Source organism: Vibrio sp. RE88 (assembly GCF_013113835.1).
In the GTDB taxonomy this organism is placed as follows: Bacteria; Pseudomonadota; Gammaproteobacteria; order Enterobacterales; family Vibrionaceae; genus Vibrio.
Genome location: NZ_VTYQ01000010.1, coordinates 61,779 through 79,234, shown reverse-complemented (window position 1 = coordinate 79,234; position 17,456 = coordinate 61,779). Strand labels below are relative to the sequence as shown.

General features: G+C 46.8%; 16 protein-coding genes. 5 read left to right on the top strand and 11 right to left on the bottom strand.

The window, feature by feature from the left end:
- Entirely contained in the window at positions 1 to 255 is a 255-nt protein-coding gene (locus F0265_RS20560; RefSeq protein WP_006959752.1) for a YfhL family 4Fe-4S dicluster ferredoxin, read from the top strand.
- A gap of 54 nt (positions 256 to 309) precedes the next feature.
- On the opposite strand, the gene mepA is transcribed toward F0265_RS20560, so the two are convergent.
- Both mepA and F0265_RS20550 read right to left on the bottom strand, forming a co-directional pair.
- A complete protein-coding gene (gene mepA, locus F0265_RS20555; RefSeq protein ID WP_171750192.1) occupies positions 310 to 1,164 on the bottom strand; it encodes a penicillin-insensitive murein endopeptidase in 855 nt (284 codons plus the stop codon).
- Between the two features lie 23 nt (positions 1,165 to 1,187).
- Positions 1,188 to 1,520 (bottom strand): DUF1904 domain-containing protein, encoded by a 333-nt coding sequence (locus F0265_RS20550; RefSeq protein WP_006959754.1) that lies wholly within the window; start codon positions 1,518 to 1,520, stop codon positions 1,188 to 1,190.
- A 170-nt stretch (positions 1,521 to 1,690) separates the two neighbouring features.
- Here F0265_RS20550 and F0265_RS20545 point away from each other — a divergent pair, with 170 nt between their 5' ends.
- Entirely contained in the window at positions 1,691 to 2,620 is a 930-nt protein-coding gene (locus tag F0265_RS20545) for a substrate-binding domain-containing protein (RefSeq protein ID WP_253809528.1), read from the top strand.
- 78 nt (positions 2,621 to 2,698) lie between these two features.
- Here F0265_RS20545 and secF read toward each other — a convergent pair whose 3' ends face one another.
- The 5 genes from secF to queA all read right to left on the bottom strand — a co-directional run bounded on the left by secF (position 2,699) and on the right by queA (position 8,403).
- The gene (gene secF / locus F0265_RS20540; protein ID WP_045986172.1) at positions 2,699 to 3,646 is read right to left on the bottom strand and encodes a protein translocase subunit SecF; all 948 of its coding nucleotides are present in this window, start codon (positions 3,644 to 3,646) and stop codon (positions 2,699 to 2,701) included.
- Positions 3,647 to 3,660: 14 nt separating this feature from the next.
- A complete protein-coding gene (gene secD, locus F0265_RS20535; protein ID WP_080568951.1) occupies positions 3,661 to 5,517 on the bottom strand; it encodes a protein translocase subunit SecD in 1,857 nt (618 codons plus the stop codon).
- 21 nt (positions 5,518 to 5,538) lie between these two features.
- Positions 5,539 to 5,865, bottom strand: coding sequence for a preprotein translocase subunit YajC (yajC, locus tag F0265_RS20530; RefSeq protein WP_006959758.1), 327 nt, complete (start codon positions 5,863 to 5,865; stop codon positions 5,539 to 5,541).
- A 176-nt stretch (positions 5,866 to 6,041) separates the two neighbouring features.
- Positions 6,042 to 7,178 carry a tRNA guanosine(34) transglycosylase Tgt gene (tgt, locus tag F0265_RS20525; RefSeq protein WP_171750191.1) on the bottom strand — a complete coding sequence of 379 codons (1,137 nt, stop codon included), beginning with the start codon at positions 7,176 to 7,178 and terminating at the stop codon, positions 6,042 to 6,044.
- 172 nt (positions 7,179 to 7,350) lie between these two features.
- A complete protein-coding gene (queA, locus tag F0265_RS20520) occupies positions 7,351 to 8,403 on the bottom strand; it encodes a tRNA preQ1(34) S-adenosylmethionine ribosyltransferase-isomerase QueA (protein WP_171750190.1) in 1,053 nt (350 codons plus the stop codon).
- A 317-nt stretch (positions 8,404 to 8,720) separates the two neighbouring features.
- Between queA and F0265_RS20515 the strand changes: the two genes are divergently transcribed.
- The gene (locus F0265_RS20515) at positions 8,721 to 9,161 is read left to right on the top strand and encodes a CBS domain-containing protein (RefSeq protein ID WP_171750189.1); all 441 of its coding nucleotides are present in this window, start codon (positions 8,721 to 8,723) and stop codon (positions 9,159 to 9,161) included.
- 117 nt (positions 9,162 to 9,278) lie between these two features.
- On the opposite strand, the gene aceA is transcribed toward F0265_RS20515, so the two are convergent.
- The 3 genes from aceA to F0265_RS20500 all read right to left on the bottom strand — a co-directional run bounded on the left by aceA (position 9,279) and on the right by F0265_RS20500 (position 13,913).
- Positions 9,279 to 10,592 carry an isocitrate lyase gene (gene aceA / locus F0265_RS20510; protein ID WP_006959764.1) on the bottom strand — a complete coding sequence of 438 codons (1,314 nt, stop codon included), beginning with the start codon at positions 10,590 to 10,592 and terminating at the stop codon, positions 9,279 to 9,281.
- A gap of 127 nt (positions 10,593 to 10,719) precedes the next feature.
- The gene (aceB, locus tag F0265_RS20505) at positions 10,720 to 12,366 is read right to left on the bottom strand and encodes a malate synthase A (protein WP_171750188.1); all 1,647 of its coding nucleotides are present in this window, start codon (positions 12,364 to 12,366) and stop codon (positions 10,720 to 10,722) included.
- 641 nt (positions 12,367 to 13,007) lie between these two features.
- On the bottom strand, positions 13,008 to 13,913 hold the full coding sequence (locus tag F0265_RS20500; protein WP_029235947.1) for a hydrogen peroxide-inducible genes activator: 906 nt from the start codon (positions 13,911 to 13,913) through the stop codon (positions 13,008 to 13,010).
- A gap of 198 nt (positions 13,914 to 14,111) precedes the next feature.
- On the opposite strand from F0265_RS20500, the gene F0265_RS20495 reads away from it, so the two are divergent.
- Positions 14,112 to 14,720 carry a peroxiredoxin C gene (locus F0265_RS20495; protein ID WP_019274128.1) on the top strand — a complete coding sequence of 203 codons (609 nt, stop codon included), beginning with the start codon at positions 14,112 to 14,114 and terminating at the stop codon, positions 14,718 to 14,720.
- Positions 14,721 to 15,061: 341 nt separating this feature from the next.
- Entirely contained in the window at positions 15,062 to 16,093 is a 1,032-nt protein-coding gene (gene dapD, locus F0265_RS20490; protein WP_095561166.1) for a 2,3,4,5-tetrahydropyridine-2,6-dicarboxylate N-succinyltransferase, read from the top strand.
- Between the two features lie 100 nt (positions 16,094 to 16,193).
- Here dapD and F0265_RS20485 read toward each other — a convergent pair whose 3' ends face one another.
- Positions 16,194 to 17,378: an NnrS family protein gene (locus F0265_RS20485; protein WP_171750187.1), complete on the bottom strand. Its 1,185-nt coding sequence runs from the start codon at positions 17,376 to 17,378 to the stop codon at positions 16,194 to 16,196.
- Positions 17,379 to 17,456: the final 78 nt, after the last annotated feature.

Genomic DNA, 17,456 nt, shown 5'->3' with positions numbered 1-17,456 from the left:
ATGGCGTTGTTGATCACGGATAAGTGCATTAACTGTGATATGTGTGACCCAGAGTGCCCGAACGGCGCGATTACCATGGGTGACACTATCTTTGAGATCGACCCCGATCTTTGCACTGAATGTAAAGGCCACTATGAGAAACCGACCTGCCAGTCGGTGTGCCCGATCACCAAATGCATCATCACTGACCCAAATCATGTCGAGACTGAAGAAGAGTTGTTAGAAAAGTTCGTCATCATCCAAGGGTTAGCTTAAACAGAAAATGCCGCTCCAATGAGCGGCATTTTTTATTCTATTGGGTAATTCTGCTCAAATGCTTTCCAACAATTGCTGACATTCCATCGGCATCACTTTCATTTTTTTCTTCTTCGGTTTACTTACCGCGACTTTTGGCGCGGCAGGCTTAGGCTGTGGTTTCCAACTGGCCAGCTCAGCCCCACATCCGTCACCTTTAGGCGGCGAAGCCTGTGGTTTGCAGGTGATGTTCCCCTCAGGGCATTTTAGCCTGACGTGCATATGATAATGGTGCCCCCACCACGGCCGTACTTTTCTCAACCAGCTCCGCTCAGCCGATATTTCCTGTGTGCACAGTTTTTCTTTGATGACAGGGTGAACAAAGATGCGTGCAACTTCCTCATCACTCGCTGCCATTTTTATCAGCTCAAAATGGCGTTGGTCCCAGTTTCGTTTGACTAACTGATACTGCTGGAGATTGACCACACTCATTGGTTCGGGCTTGCTAAGCTGCTGCGAAGAAAGCTTGTCATCAGCCAGCTTGAGCCAAATATCGATATCCAACCCCGTCTGATGGCTTGAATGCCCAGAGGAGAAGCGCCCTCCCTGAGGTAAGGAGATATCGCCAATCAGAATACGAGTATTAAGGCGCTGCGCAGCCAGAACCGCCAAACGCTGAACAAAACTGACGGCCTGTGGGTGAGCATAGTAACGTTGTCGCTGGCTGCGTAATACTTGATAGCCCTCTCCTTGGAGAGGCAGCGCCGCCGCACCTGTGAGACAACCGTTGGCATAGCTGCCAATCGCTTGAGGAGATTGCGTCGAAGGGGATTGGATCTGCTCCCAGGGGCTGGCCTGAAGCGAAGATGTGAAAAGGAGAAGTACAGTGAATCCAGCTTGCTTCAACCATCCTTTGATTGCCAATCCCATGCACTATCTCCTAAAGTTTCTGTTTAGTAATGCTCACCGTTGTCGTAGTAGGCTTTGGCATCCAGAGCGGTAAAAATCACCGCGACATCCACATCTTCGCCAATCATCCCACGCACTTGCTGAGTAATAATCTCTGCAACGGCATCCTGAGTTTGCTGTCCACGATAAAACCACAATACCTCAACAAACGGATACGCCTGACTCACCTCACCTTCATGATAAAACGTAGTGTAGATGTACTCGAATGTGAAATCTTCACGAGGGCAATCCATGTGCGGCTGCAACTCATCAATCAGAGATTTCGATAAGGTTTGAACCGTTTGCGGCTCGACAGCACGAAAACGTAAATGTGGCATAACTTGCTTCCCTTTTTAGTCTTTTCTCCATCATATCAACTCCAACAATAATGTCTTGTCGATTGGACTTCTTGATGATCTTAGCGCACATCAACTAGGGTTAATGTTAACCCCTGTCGCATCGGTTAGTTTCAAATATTGAGTGCCAGATGGGTAGAAGGAGAAACGCCATGACACGACGAATGATGTACTTACTTGCTCTCATATACAGCTCCTTTTCGTTTGCTCAAGATTGCATTGGCGTGGTTCCAGCAGGCTCAGTGCATGATTTCTGGAAGTCCGTCAAAGCAGGAAGTGAGAAAGCGGGCCAAGAGTTAGGCCTTAAAATTTACTTTCGTGGCCCCCACGATGAATCCGATGTCAGTGCTCAGCGCTACATCATCGACCAAGTCATGGAAAATGCCTGCATCGGCTTAGTCTTGGCTCCGAATACCAGAGATAGGGCCTATGATGTCGCCCGCCTAAAAGAAGCGGGGGTACCCACAGTCTACTTTGATCGAGATACAGGCTCGCCTGATGTGGTCAGCGTGATTGCCACTAACAACTATCAAGCTGGCGTCCTCGCAGGAAAAGAAATGGCTAAAAAGCTGGGTAACAAAGGAAGGGTCGCGTTACTCCGAATGAAAAAGGGCGTGATTTCTACCGATGCTCGTGAAAAGGGCTTTTTCGATGGCGCGACTTCATCTGGGCTCATCGTGGCTGTCGATGATTATCTTGATACTAAAATTGGAGAAGCTCGTAAAAATGCGGAGCGAATTCTTCAAAGTCAAATTGCTGAATTAGACGGCATATTTACACCTAATGAATCCACCACGTTAGGTGTACTTATGGCTCTGGACACCGTCTCTGCCCCAGAGGGACTCATCCACATCGGCTTCGACTCCAACGACTCTCTGGTGAATGCACTCGAAGACGGTTCTATTTATGGGCTTATCATCCAGCAACCTTTCGAAATGGGCTACAAAAGTGTCTATACCGTATACCAAGCCTTTCTGGGCCAAGAGTATTCCAAAAACATCGCTACCGAGACCATTTTCGTCACTAAAGAAAACATGCTTTTGCCTAGCGTCAATCAGGCGTTGTTGATGAAGGACGATTGATTCAGATGGTTCATTACCCCGATAAAAACAAAAGGCCGCTGACTAGTCAGCGGCCTTTGTTATACAACACGTTTTGCCTTATGGCATTTCGTCAAACTCTGCGCCTTCTTTCTCAACTTGAGGCGGCATCAGATGCTCTTTAGTAATACCCAGTTTCAATGCCAGTGCCGAAGCCACATAGATTGAAGAGTATGTACCTACAGTGATACCCAGTAGAAGTGCGGTGGCAAAACCATGAATCATAGCGCCGCCTTGCGTGAACAGAGCAATGACTACGAACAAGGTAGTACCGGATGTAATCAAGGTACGGCTCAATGTTTGTGTGATTGAGCTGTTCATGATTTCAGCCGGTTCGCCTTTACGCATCTTGCGGAAGTTTTCACGAATACGGTCAAATACAACAATGGTATCGTTGAGCGAGTACCCCACTACCGTCAGCAAAGCTGCCACAATCGTCAGGTCAACCTCGATTTGCATCAATGAGAACACGCCAAGCGTAATGATAACGTCGTGTGCCAGAGCAAGTACCGCACCAGCCGCTAAACGCCATTCGAATCGCACCGAAACGTAAATCAGGATACAGATAAGAGAAACGATGATCGCCAGACCACCCGCTTCTGTTAGCTCGTCACCTACGTTTGGTCCGACAAACTCGATACGGCGCATTTCAACGCTTTCACCCGTGCCTTCTTTGATGGCAGAAAGAATTTGGTTACCCAAAGTCTCACCTGCAACACCATCACGAGGGCGCAAACGAACCATTACATCACGAGCACTACCAAAGTTTTGAACCGTTGCGTCACCAAAACCTTTTGCTTCTAGCGCAGTACGAATCTCTTCCAAATCGGCTGGCTGCTCAAAGCCAACTTCAATCAGCGTACCGCCAGTAAAGTCTAGGCCCCAGTTTAACCAGTTGGTAGAAAGAGTAAAAATCGACGCGCCAATCATCAGGATCGACAGCACGAAAGCGAATTTCGACCAACGCATAAAGTCGATCAATTTGTCTGCTTTTAGAATCTGAAACATAATAATTCCTAGCCTTAGATCGACAGTTTGTTGATGCGCTTACCACCGTACATCAGGTTCACGATACAACGTGTACCAATGATGGCAGTAAACATAGACGTTAAGATACCGATAGACAGCGTTACGGCGAAGCCTTTGATTGCGCCTGTACCTACAGCAAACAGGATGATGGCGGTAATCAAAGTGGTGATGTTGGCATCGGCAATCGTGCTGAATGCGTTCGCATAACCTTGATGAATCGCCTGCTGAGGGTTTCGCCCGTCACGCAACTCTTCACGTATCCGTTCGAAAATCAAGACGTTAGCATCGACCGCCATGCCGACCGTCAGAACAATACCGGCAATACCAGGCAACGTCATCGTTGCTCCCGGAATCATCGACATCACACCAATAATCAGTACGAGGTTTACCATCAGCGCGGTGTTGGCAATCAGACCAAACTTACGGTAGTAAAGCAGCGTGAATAGCATAACTGCCGCCATACCCCAGATACATGCCATGATACCCATGTCGATGTTCTGTTGACCCATAGATGGACCAATCGTACGTTCTTCAACGATAGAAATCGGCGCAATCAGAGCACCTGCACGAAGCAGTAGTGCGAGGTTGTGCGCTTCAGCCGCCGAGTCGATACCTGTGATGCGGAAGTTACGGCCAAGCGCTGATTGAATCGTTGCTTGGTTAATCACTTCTTCATGCTTCGTCAGGATAACGCGACCATCTGGCGTCTTACGTCCGCTGTCTTTGTACTCAGCAAACACGGTTGCCATCAGCTTGCCAATGTTCTTCTTAGAGAACGCTGACATCTTGTTACCACCTTCGCTGTCTAGCGAGATGTTAACTTGAGGACGGCCATATTCATCCACGCTTGAGCTCGCGTCAGTGATGCTAGAACCACCTAGGATAACGCGTTTCTTAAGCACAACCGGACGACCATCGCGGTCTTGCTTGATTTCACTGCCCGCTGGCGCGCGGCCACTGGCTGCAGCAGCAAGATCCGCTTTGTCGTCGACTTCGCGGAATTCAAGTGTTGCCGTCGCACCCAGAATTTCCTTCGCACGAGCGGTGTCTTGAACACCTGGCAGTTCAACAACAATTCGGCTTGCGCCCTGACGCTGTACAAGTGGTTCAGCAACACCCAGTTCGTTTACACGGTTACGCAGAATAGTAATGTTCTGCTCAACAGCGTAGTTACGAATCTCGGTCAGACGTTGCTCAGTAAAAGTGGCAGTCAGAGTGAAACGACCATCAGAGTCTGAATCGACAAAGGTCATATCAGGATGGTTTTGTTGCAGTAAGCGTTTGGCATCCGCAAGCTGCTCTTCATTGCGCAGCAAGACTTCAACAGCCTCTTTACCTGAAGGACGAATCGCACGGTAGCGAATCTTTTCTTCACGCAGTTCACTACGGAAAGCTTCTTCCTGCTGGCTGACCAGTTTTTCCATCGCTGCGTCCATATCTACTTCCATCAGGAAGTGAACACCACCGCGCAGGTCAAGGCCTAGCTTCATTGGCGCTGCGCCAATCGCTTCTAACCAGTCTGGAGTTGCAGGAGCTAGGTTAAGAGCAACAATATTGTCTTTACCTAGAGCTTCATTGATGACATCACGAGCACTGATCTGAGTGTCGGTATCGTTGAAGCGTACAAGAATGGATCCATTTTCGAGAGCAATGGATTTATGAGATAAGCCCTTTTCATCAAGAGCTTCAGTGACAGAATCCAGCGTTGACATATCTACAGAGGCGCCACGCGCCCCTGTAACTTGAATTGCCGGATCTTCACCGTAGATATTTGGAAGTGCATACAATGCTGCGATAGCGATGGTAAACACCACCATCAAGTACTTCCATAACGGATAGCGGTTAAGCACAGCGAGGATCCTTTAGCTGTTTTATAGAGACTTCAGCGTACCTTTTGGTAGCACTGCAGTAACGAAATCTTTCTTGATAACAACTTCGTTATTCGTGTTTAGCTCAATTGAGATGTAGTCGTTGTCTTCTGCAATCTTAGTGATTTTACCCACTAGGCCGCCGCTAGTCAGAACTTCATCACCTTTGCCCATGGAAGACATTAGGCTCTTGTGCTCTTTCACGCGCTTAGCTTGTGGACGGTAAATCATGAAGTAGAAAATTACCGCGAACATGCCAAGCATGATTAGCATTTCGAAACCACCGCCTGCTGGTGCACTTTCTGCTGCGTAAGCTGGAGAAATAATCATTAAAACAATCCTCTATTATTTTTTATTAATATTCCAAGTTGGGCCTACGCTTTTGAGTTTCAAGAGAAAGAGTAACTATTAGAGATCACTCTCTCAAAAATTCACTGCGTCTGCCTACTTTATTAGCAAAAGCCTCTGGCGAAATGCCAAAGGCTTTAATTCTTTTATCTGGTCAATTACTGTTCTTTCGCCAGTGGTGGCACTTCGCGACCACGACGCTCATAGAACTCTTTGACGAACTCATCGAATCGATCTTCATCAATCGCCTTACGAATACTTTCCATCACACGTTGGTAGTAACGTAAGTTGTGAATGGTATTCAGACGAGCGCCTAGAATCTCATTACAGCGATCTAAGTGGTGTAGATACGACTTAGAGTAATTCTGGCAAGTGTAACAGTCACACTCAGGATCCAATGGTGTTGTATCCGTTTTATGTTTCGCATTACGGATCTTGATCACACCGCCAGTCACAAATAGGTGGCCGTTACGGGCATTACGCGTTGGCATTACGCAGTCAAACATATCAATACCGCGACGTACACCTTCTACTAAATCTTCTGGTTTGCCAACACCCATTAAGTAACGAGGTTTGTCTTCCGGAAGCTGTGGACAGGTGTGCTCAAGAATACGGTGCATGTCTTCTTTTGGTTCGCCAACAGCCAAACCACCGACAGCGTAGCCGTCGAAACCAATTTCCGTCAGGCCTTTCACCGAGACATCACGTAGGTCTTCGTAAACGCCGCCCTGAACAATACCAAACAGGTTGTTCTGGTTTTCTAGCTTATCGAAATGATCACGTGAGCGTTGAGCCCAACGTAGCGACATTTCCATCGACTTCTTCGCTTCTGCGTGCGTCGCTGGGTATGGCGTACATTCGTCAAAGATCATCACGATGTCAGAGCCAAGGTCTTTTTGGATTTCCATCGACTTCTCTGCGTCCATGAAAATCTTGTCACCGTTTACAGGGTTACGGAAATGTACACCCTCTTCAGTGATCTTACGGATGTCACCTAAGCTGAATACCTGAAAACCGCCTGAGTCTGTCAGGATAGGACCGTGCCAGTTCATGAAATCGTGCAAGTCGCCATGCATTTTCATGATTTCCTGACCCGGACGTAACCAAAGGTGGAAAGTGTTACCAAGAAGAATCTCAGCACCTGTGCCTTTAACTTCTTCAGGCGTCATACCTTTAACAGTACCGTAAGTACCAACAGGCATAAAAGCAGGTGTCTCAACAGTGCCACGTTCAAAGGCCAGTTGACCACGACGTGCAACACCATCTTTCTTCTTAAGATCAAATTTTAACTTCACGAAGCCTCCAATTGTCAGAGAAACAGTCTGACGATATTTTCGGGGTTATCCCCATTAGGGAGCGGTCGCCTTCCATGCGAGATACAAATCAACCTTCTGATTTGCGTCCTAGCCTACTGCTAGCACTCGTAAATAACTCAATTTCAAAAAAGCTGACTAGCGTAAGAGGCAGCTAGTCCGTTTTTTTCTTGATGAACATCGAATCACCATACGAGAAGAAACGATACTGGTTTTCTACCGCGTGCTTGTATGCGTTCATCGTATTTTCGTAACCTGCAAATGCACTGACCAACATGATCAGCGTCGACTCTGGCAGGTGGAAGTTAGTGATTAAGCAATCCACTAACTGATATTCGTAACCTGGGTAGATAAAGATTTCGGTATCACCAAAGAAGGGGGCAAGCGCAGTGCCTTTCTTCAATGCATCCTGCGCAGCACTTTCTAGTGAGCGTACCGAGGTTGTACCCACAGCAATGATTCGACCATTGCGCGCTTTGGCAGCGTTAATCGCATCCACCACTTCTTGGGGTACTTCCACATACTCTGCGTGCATGTGGTGATCGTTGATATTGTCGACCTTAACCGGTTGGAATGTACCGGCGCCTACGTGAAGAGTCACGTAAGCAAACTCCGCACCTTTCGCCTTGATTTTCTCAAGCAGCGCTTCATCAAAGTGCAGACCCGCTGTTGGCGCTGCTACTGCACCCGGCTTTTCGTTGTAAACCGTTTGGTAGCGCTCTTTATCTGAATCTTCATCTGGGCGATCAATATAAGGTGGAAGCGGCATGTGGCCGATCTCTTCCAAAACCGCCAACACGTTCTTCTCAGCATTGAATTTCAATTCAAACAAGGCGTCATGGCGGGCAACCATTTGTGCCGAATACTCGTCGTTCTCACCAATAAAGATGGTTGAACCCGGTTTAGGCGATTTAGAACAGCGCACATGAGCCAGAATGCTTTTTTCATCAAGCACTCGTTCAACCAATACTTCCAGCTTACCGCCTGATTCTTTACGGCCAAACATACGCGCTGGAATCACACGAGTATTATTGAAAACCACAAGATCGCCCGGCTGCACTTGCTCAAGTACATCCGTAAACGTGCCATCGCTTAACTCACCACTGTTGCCATCAAGTTGAAGCAAACGGCTAGCGGTACGCTCTGGCTGAGGATAACGAGCTATCAGCTCATCGGGTAAATCAAAGTGGAAATCTGATACTTGCATGTTACTAATCTTTTGTCGTGGATTCTTACGTCGTGATGGAAGTCGAACTGATTCTGTCACAAACAGACGACGAGTTTTTCGCAGCCGACTAGTATATGCCGCACAAGCGCAATAGCAAGGATTGAGATGTGAATTATTGTAATCAATATTGAATTAGCGGGTGTATAGAGGAAGGCTGTAAAAATGGCTGGATATTCTGTACATAATTCGCCACATTTTTTTCAAGGTTATCGGAATAAAAATCTATCCAGCTCTCATACTCCCGAGTGGAAAATTACTATATTAAAGAGGTAAAAATAATAACTCAGGAGGCAGCCATGATAAAAGTCGAAGACATGATGACGCGTAATCCCCACACCCTACTACGCTCTCACCAACTTGCCGACGCAAAACATACCATGGAAGCACTAGATATTCGTCACGTACCTATCGTCGATGCCAATAAGCAGCTATTGGGCGTGGTTTCTCAGCGTGATGTGTTGGCCGCACAAGAATCGAGCTTACAGCAAATTCCAGAAAACCAGTCCTTCACCCTCAACACCCCACTTTATGAAGTGATGAAAACCGGCGTCATGACGGTTTCTCCTCAAGCAGGGTTGAAAGAAAGCGCCATCTACATGCAAAAGCACAAGGTTGGCTGCCTACCTGTGGTCGAAAAGGGCCAGTTAGTCGGTATTATCACTGACAGTGACTTTGTTGCCATCGCCATCAATTTGCTAGAACTGCAAGAAGAAGCCGAACCTGAAGAAGTTGAGTGATAGGCAAAAAAAGAGCGACTTAATGTCGCTCAAAGCATGTCAAAGTTTATGCCTAAACAGAATATCGATGACCGAAGGCTAGCAAGAGAGAGCCTTGGTCATCATGACAGGGATACTTTAGAACTGGTCCTCTTCCGTTGAGCCAGTCAGAGCCGTGACTGATGAGTTACCACCTTGGATGGTGTTGGTCATCTTGTCGAAGTAGCCTGTACCCACCTCTTGCTGGTGTGCAACGAAGGTGTAGCCTTTCTCTGCCGCCTGGAACTCAGGGCGCTGAACTTTCTCAACGTAGTGGCGCATACCCTCACCTTGTGCGTAGTCATGCGCAAGTTCGAACATGTTGAACCACATATTGTGAATACCCGCTAGTGTGATGAACTGGTACTTGTAGCCCATGTCAGAGAGCTCTTGCTGGAATTTAGCAATGGTTTCTGCATCCAAGTTTTTCTCCCAGTTGAATGAAGGAGAACAGTTGTACGCAAGCAGCTGATCTGGGTATTCAGCGTGAATCGCTTCTGCAAACTTACGCGCTTCTTCCAGACACGGGGTTGCCGTTTCACACCAGATAAGGTCAGCGTATGGTGCGTAAGCTAGGCCGCGAGCAATTGCTTGGTCAATGCCTGCACGTACACGGTAGAAGCCTTCTTGAGTACGGTCGCCTTGAATGAAGTCTTTATCGTATGGGTCACAATCGGAAGTCAGTAGGTCTGCCGCGTTTGCATCCGTACGAGCGATAACCAGTGTCGTGGTGCCCGCTACGTCAGCTGCCAGACGAGCTGCAACCAACTTCTGAACCGCTTCTTGAGTCGGGACAAGAACTTTACCTCCCATGTGACCACACTTCTTCACGGAAGCTAGCTGATCTTCAAAGTGAACACCTGCCGCGCCAGCGTCAATCATCGACTTCATTAGTTCGTAAGCATTAAGTACACCACCAAAGCCGGCTTCTGCGTCTGCAACGATTGGTAGGAAGTAGTCGATACCGCCTTCATCCGCCGGTGATTTGCCGCCAGACCATTGGATTTGGTCCGCACGACGGAATGAGTTGTTAATGCGCTTAACCACTGAAGGCACTGAGTCAACAGGGTAAAGTGATTGATCAGGGTACATAGTCGATGCAGTATTGTTATCTGCCGCTACTTGCCAACCCGATAGGTAAATCGCTTCAATACCCGCTTTCGCTTGCTGCACTGCCTGACCACCTGTCAGTGCACCCAAACAGTTTACGTAGCCTTTCTTAGCATCACCGTTGACCAAAGACCACAGTTTGTCTGCACCGCGCTGCGCAATTGTGTTGGCTGGCACCATCGAACCGCGCAGTTCTACGACTTCTTCTGCTGTATATGGACGCTTTACATTTTTCCAGCGTGGGTTAGTTGCCCAGTCTTTTTCAAGAGCTTCGATTTGTTGGCGGCGAGTTAAATTAGTCATCGGTCTATCCCTCTATTGATGTGCGCTGCTATTTGTTGACAATACGGGCGCTGTTTTTATTTTTTCTCTGGCGGTACATCCATCTCCGCCTCGGAATGTTCACGTTACTGATGTTGTTATTGATTCATTAGTCCAAGTAGTCATAACCTGGAATCGTTAAAAAGTTCGTTAGTTCGTCGCTGGTGGTCAGTTTGGCCATCAGTTCAGCCGCTTCTTCAAAACGACCCGCCTGATAACGTTCATCTCCAACTTCTGTTTTCACGACGTCAATTTCTTCACTGAGGTATTGTTCGAACAAGGCTTTGGTTACTACTTGACCATTGTCGAGCGCTTTTCCATGCTGAATCCATTGCCATATCGACGCTCGGGAAATTTCTGCCGTTGCGGCGTCTTCCATCAAGCCGTAGATAGGGACGCAGCCATTGCCAGAGATCCAAGCTTCAATGTACTGAAGTGCTACTCTAATATTGTGGCGCATACCCTGCTCTGTTCGTTCTCCTTGGCAAGGCGCGAGCAGATCATTGGCAGTAATTGGCGCGTCATCCGAGCGGGAAACATCAAGTTGATTGGTTTTCTCGCCCAGCACGCTGCCAAACACTTCCATTGCCGTGTTGGCTAAACCAGGGTGAGCCACCCAAGTACCGTCATGGCCGTTATTTGCTTCCAGTGATTTATCATTTTGAATTTTGTCGAGAACCTTTTGATTCTCCTGTGGATCTTTTGCTGGAATGAATGCTGCCATTCCACCCATTGCAAAGGCACCACGACGATGACAGGTACGGATAAGTAAACGCGAATAGGCATTTAGGAACGGCTTATCCATGGTCACAACCTGACGGTCCGGAAGGACACGATCTGGGTGCTTTTTCAGTGTTTTGATGTAGCTAAAGATGTAATCCCAGCGACCGCAGTTAAGACCAACAATATGTTCTTTAAGCGAAAATAGGATTTCATCCATTTCAAACACGGCTGGCAGTGTTTCAATCAGCACGGTGGCTTTGATAGTACCTGTGTCTAGGCCAAAGTAATCCTCAGTAAAATGGAACACTTTGCTCCACCACTGCGCTTCTTTATACGATTGCAGCTTTGGTAGGTAGAAGTATGGGCCGCTGCCCTTTTTCATTAGCGCTTTGTAGTTATTGTAAAAATAAAGCGCAAAGTCGAATAAAGCTCCCGGAATGATCTCACCATTAAACGTCACGTGTTTTTCTTTTAGGTGTAAACCACGTACTCGGCAGATCAAAACCGCAGGATCATCCTTCAACTCATATTGCTTACCATTAACCGGGTTGGTGTAGCTGATCTCACCATCCACTGCGTCGCGCAGGTTGATTTGACCATCTAGCACCTTATCCCAAGCAGGGGACATCGAGTCTTCAAAGTCCGCCATGAACACTTTCACGTTTGCATTCAGCGCATTAATCACCATTTTACGGTCAGTAGGACCAGTGATTTCTACGCGGCGGTCTTGCAGATCTTGAGGGATCCCGAGAATTTTCCAGCTACCTTCTCTGATATCTTGTGTATCTTCGAGAAAGTCTGGCAGTTCCCCAGCATCGATACGTGCTTGCTTTTCTTCACGTTGAGCAAGCAAGGTATCGGTCTGGCTGGCAAACTGAGCACACAGAAGAGATAAAAAGGTTTGGGCTTCAACAGGGAAAATCGCCTGATGTTCTGGTGAAAGGGTACCAGTCACTTCAAGCATGCCTTCTTGGTGTAAGGTTTCTTGGGCTTCGGCTGTTGTTTTTTCTCTATCTGGTGTGTTGGCAAGCATATTCTCTTCCTTTAACGCTCCGATACAACGATGACTGTTATGGTTTGCATCAGTGGTTGCTCTAATTTTTGAAGAGTTACATTTGTAACTATAAAACAACAATCAAACATCCTAATTGATCACTGCTTTCTTCGTTTATTTTGTCTTGTGAGCTCTACCTTGGCTAACTTGGTTTGCCTTTTCAATCTAGACATAAGTCTTACAGAGCCTTCATTTAAACTACACCAACATACGGTAGAGCAAAAGTCCTAAAGTAGCCTATCGACTAAATTCAAAGTTTTATTCCGCTGCCCATAAGTTGTTGATTTTGATCACCAAAATGTAACTAGTTACGTAATTTAATTACAGTAAAATTAGAGCTGTAAAACCGTTTCAAACACGCGTTTAACTTACGAGTAAATCAGGCATCGCTTTATCAGACAGGGGATTTCGTGGCTATTACGGAGGCGGGTCAAACAGAGTGTTTTTAGTGAGCTGTAAAATTGACACTGTGAAATTTCACAATTTAATGAAAGCTTCATCAAGATTTCTTTGTAAAATTTTACAAGTTAAAGTTCACCAACAGAATAAAATGCTAAAAAGCACACTAAAACTAGTGTGCTTTTGGAAGGCATCATCGAGATTTGGTCTAATACTTATCGCTAAAGCAGCTCTGACACGACTTGTGCCAGTTGATTAAAAGTATTCACTCTTGAAGAACTAGGGCGCCAAACTAGCCCAATATGGCGGTGTGCTTGCTGCCCAGGAGCATCAACAACCACTAAGTTCTGGTTATCAATCAACCCGTGATCGATTGCCATCTGGGGGATAAAGGTGGTTCCTAACCCATTGGCAACCATCTGAACTAAGGTATGTAAACTGGTTGCCGAGAATGGGTTAATCTTCTCTTTCTTAGTCAGCTGGCAAGCAGAAACGGCATGTTCTGTTAGGCAGTGTTCTTTTTCCAGTAAGAACACAAACTCATCAGGCAGGTCATCGTACTTAATCGGGGTCTGAATCGCGTCGGCCTGATTACGGCTGATGATCATCCGAAATGGATCATTACCGACAATTTTGCTTTCCATGCCATCTATATCAACTGGCAAAGCTAAGATAAGTACATCTAATTCACCATGGCGCAGCGCCGCCAGTAAATTGGTTGTGGTGTCTTCTCTTAGCAGTAAATTCAGTAAAGGGAAGCGCTGGTTCACTTCCTGCACCAAATCACAGAGTAAAAAAGGCGCAATGGTTGGAATACAGCCCACACGCAATTGCCCTTCCATTTCATCGCCCTGACAAAGACGACCAAGTTCCACCAGATCTTGTCCTTTTGCCAGAAGTTCACGCCCTTGTTGGACAACTTGCTCTCCCGCCAGTGTAAACACTAACGGGCTTTTCTTATCTTTCTTCTCATAGAGAGGACAACCAATCAGCTCTTCAAGGTTTTGAATACCTTTACTGAGTGTTGACTGACTCACGAAGCACCGTTCCGCCGCCTCACTAAAGTGGCGTGTTTCGTGAAGGGTTATCAAATAATGTAATTGCTTGAGGCTAGGCCACTTATTCATAATTCTATATGTAACTACTGCTCATCCAGTGATCAAGATAATGGTTTAGCATTATCGCTTTTTTCGATTAACTCAATCTATTTATTTCGCTTTTTTCCATACTACAATCTGTACTATAGTTTGTCGCGTACAAACACGGACCAAACCAAAAACGAATCAATTGGTTTGGAACTAACCATATATTTTAGGAGCAAAAAAATGGTACTAGTAGGTCGTCAAGCCCCAGATTTTACTGCTGCAGCTGTTCTAGGTAACGGTGAGATCGTTGATAACTTCAACTTTGCAGAGTTCACTAAAGGTAAGAAAGCGGTTGTTTTCTTCTACCCACTAGATTTCACTTTCGTTTGCCCATCTGAGCTAATCGCTTTCGACAACCGTCTAGCTGATTTCCAAGCTAAAGGTGTTGAAGTAATCGGTGTTTCTATCGATTCTCAGTTCTCTCACAACGCATGGCGTAACACTGCTATCGAAGATGGCGGTATCGGTCAAGTTAAGTACCCACTAGTTGCTGACGTTAAGCACGAAATCTGTAAAGCATACGACGTTGAGCACCCAGAAGCAGGCGTTGCTTTCCGTGGTTCTTTCCTAATCGACGAAGAAGGCGTTGTACGTCACCAAGTTGTTAACGACCTACCACTAGGCCGTAACATCGACGAAATGCTACGCATGGTTGACGCTCTAAACTTCCACCAGAAGAACGGTGAAGTATGTCCTGCACAGTGGGAAGAAGGTAAAGCAGGTATGGACGCATCTCCAAAAGGTGTTGCAGCGTTCCTATCTGAGCACGCAGAAGACCTAAGCAAGTAATTTTGCTTTCGCACCCAAGCTCAACGGGTGTCTTGGTTGGACAATATAAAGCTAAAAAGCAAACGCCAATCAGTTTAAAGTAAAGTCTTATTTAAAGAGCCCGAAACTCAGTTTCGGGCTCTTTTTATTTTGCTTTCACACTCAACGACCATTATCGCCCTCACAACTTACCTATATAGATAAAAAGACAAGATATCGCTAAAGAGACAAAACGTATCGACCTACAGACTTTATCTGTTTCTGCTCTTTAAAGTCGAAAAAGCTCTCTTTATGATGAACTCAACTGATTTGGAGGAAGAGTTCACTCTTCCAGACTGACGATTACTACACGGAGATTCAACATGGCTTACTTTTCTCTAGCCTTCGGTACGGCAACCAAAAACCGCGATGGAAAAATCATTGAAGCATTTTTCCCGAACCCAGTTCTTAACCCGTCTGACGCACTGGTAGACGCAGTCGCAAAAGTAGCAGGTTACGAGCAAGGCAACCAAGCGATCGAAATCTCTGCGGCACAAAGTGCTGAACTTGCCGGTGCATTCGAAGCAAACGGTGATGCTGCAAACGCCTCATTTGCAGCTAAAGCCGCGGAGTCTTCACAACCGCTAGTACTTGTTGTTCTTGCAGCAGATGAGAAGCCAGCTTCTGTTGCTGAAGGCTTCCTAAAGCTTCAACTTATCTCTAACCGCCTAGTTCAACCTCACGGTACTGTGCTTGATGGTATCTTTGGTCTATTGCACAACATTGCTTGGACTAACGAAGGCCCTATCGATCTGCCAGAACTGGCTGAACGCCAAATTGAAGCACGCCTAGCAGGCCGTAACCTATCTGTCGATTGTGTCGATAAGTTCCCTAAAATGGTTGATTACGTGGTACCTGCTGGTGTGCGTATCGCTGATACTTCACGCGTTCGCCTTGGCGCTCATGTTGGCGAAGGCACAACCGTTATGCATGAAGGTTTCATCAACTTTAACGCGGGTACAACGGGTGTGAGCATGGTTGAAGGCCGTATCTCTGCTGGTGTTGTGGTTGGTAACGGCTCTGATATTGGTGGTGGTGCTTCAATCATGGGTACGCTATCTGGTGGTGGTTCAGTTGTCGTTTCTATCGGTGAAAGTTCACTGCTAGGCGCAAACGCAGGCCTTGGTTTCCCACTGGGTGATCGTTGTACTGTTGAGTCTGGTCTGTATGTCACTGCGGGTGCTAAGGTTCGTATGCTGGATTCAGAAGGCAACGAAGTGGAAGTGGTGAAAGCTCGCGACCTAGCTGGCGTGTCTGATTTACTGTTCCGTCGCAACTCAGTGACTGGTCAGATTGAATGTCTAGCGAACAAAACTGCAGTAGAGCTGAACTCTGAGCTACACAGCAATAACTAAGCTGGTAGCCGAATAGAAAAAGGGTTGATGTGTATGCATCAACCCTTTTTATTTTTCTGCTAAGTGAATCGACCAGCGCGCGAAGGCAGCCGTTACCTACTTAACCTGGATGACCGTCGACTCTCGCTTTTAGCAACATAGGGCCAAACTTAATCACATACAGAGTAAACGCCAGCACCCACAACAACCCGCTGATATCGATCATCAACATCATTTGGGCTGGCCATAGAACTACACCAACACTACGAACTAACGCAGCGGCCGTCAGCATAGCGAACGCTAACGCCATATTTGGGCCCTGATAAATTGCTCGCCCAGTATGCCCCATGGTGACACGAGCGATCATCGCCAGTATCAAGCCGCCGAGCGCTCCAATCGCAAACAGATGCAACATATTGTGGCCCGCAAATGGGTTATCGAGTAACCCTCTCAATAATAGGCTGACCGGAATACACAAGTAAGCTAAATGTAGTGCCCATACCAGCGGCTCTTTAACGGTGCGCCACGGCTGCCATCTCATCACACGTACTAAATGTGCTAAACCGGAAATGACCATCAGAGAAGGCCCAAGCTGAGCAAAAGTGACAGGGAAAAAGCTCAGAATAAATAAACTGACCAGCGGTAGGTTTGCCGTCCATTCTAGCCAAGTCATCGGCTGTGGTTTATCAAAATTAAATCGCCGAGCTGTGAAGAATGGGATCACTCGCCCGCCCATCACCGACAGTAAAATCGTAAACCACCACAACATTGCCTGCCAGACCGCTGAAGAAGGAAACGGCGGCATCCCCTTAATGGTCGCGTAGCTGGCAAAGTTCGCCGCAATCGCCAAAACAAACAAGGGCACAAAGAACAGATTTTTCCACCCTTTGGCTTTGATCACTCGACTGCCAACTTCATAAGCAGCAAAAGCGATAAACAGAGCCTCTATCGATGAAATCAACCACAAAGGCGTAGGTGTCCAGAACAGCACACGCGGAAGCAACCACAAGCCAACCAGTAGCGCCAATCTATGGTGCTTGGTGCCATGGATTCCCGTCCAGTTTTGGACTGCGGTCAAGACAAACCCCACCACAATCGCCATCGAGAAACCAAACAGCATCTCATGCACATGCCACCACAAAGCAGGTACCTTTAACGCCGCAGGCTGGCCGTTTTGAAACATCCATACCCACAAGGCGATAGCAATAACAGCATAAACGGCCCCAAGCAAAAAGAAGGGCCGGAACCCCAGACGTAAAATCGGCGGAATGGCTTCTTCGACTTTTTTGTCAGTAATATTGAGCACTATGGTCACTCCAAATATTGAATCTAACTATCTAACAGCAATATTCATTCCAGTGTTAAATCAACCGAAATTCAATAT

Excerpts from the sequence above, each read along its gene's own strand:
- aceA (WP_006959764.1), bottom strand. The coding sequence starts at position 10,592 with ATGACTAATTTAACTCGCCGCCAACAAATCGAAGCTCTTGAAAAAGAC.
- queA (WP_171750190.1), bottom strand. The coding sequence starts at position 8,403 with ATGCAAGTATCAGATTTCCACTTTGATTTACCCGATGAGCTGATAGCT.
- dapD (WP_095561166.1), top strand. The coding sequence starts at position 15,062 with ATGGCTTACTTTTCTCTAGCCTTCGGTACGGCAACCAAAAACCGCGAT.
- F0265_RS20560 (WP_006959752.1), top strand. The coding sequence starts at position 1 with ATGGCGTTGTTGATCACGGATAAGTGCATTAACTGTGATATGTGTGAC.
- F0265_RS20495 (WP_019274128.1), top strand. The coding sequence starts at position 14,112 with ATGGTACTAGTAGGTCGTCAAGCCCCAGATTTTACTGCTGCAGCTGTT.
- F0265_RS20545 (WP_253809528.1), top strand. The coding sequence starts at position 1,691 with ATGACACGACGAATGATGTACTTACTTGCTCTCATATACAGCTCCTTT.
- yajC (WP_006959758.1), bottom strand. The coding sequence starts at position 5,865 with ATGATTATTTCTCCAGCTTACGCAGCAGAAAGTGCACCAGCAGGCGGT.
- F0265_RS20515 (WP_171750189.1), top strand. The coding sequence starts at position 8,721 with ATGATAAAAGTCGAAGACATGATGACGCGTAATCCCCACACCCTACTA.
- aceB (WP_171750188.1), bottom strand. The coding sequence starts at position 12,366 with ATGCTTGCCAACACACCAGATAGAGAAAAAACAACAGCCGAAGCCCAA.
- secF (WP_045986172.1), bottom strand. The coding sequence starts at position 3,646 with ATGTTTCAGATTCTAAAAGCAGACAAATTGATCGACTTTATGCGTTGG.
- mepA (WP_171750192.1), bottom strand. The coding sequence starts at position 1,164 with ATGGGATTGGCAATCAAAGGATGGTTGAAGCAAGCTGGATTCACTGTA.
- F0265_RS20500 (WP_029235947.1), bottom strand. The coding sequence starts at position 13,913 with ATGAATAAGTGGCCTAGCCTCAAGCAATTACATTATTTGATAACCCTT.
- F0265_RS20550 (WP_006959754.1), bottom strand. The coding sequence starts at position 1,520 with ATGCCACATTTACGTTTTCGTGCTGTCGAGCCGCAAACGGTTCAAACC.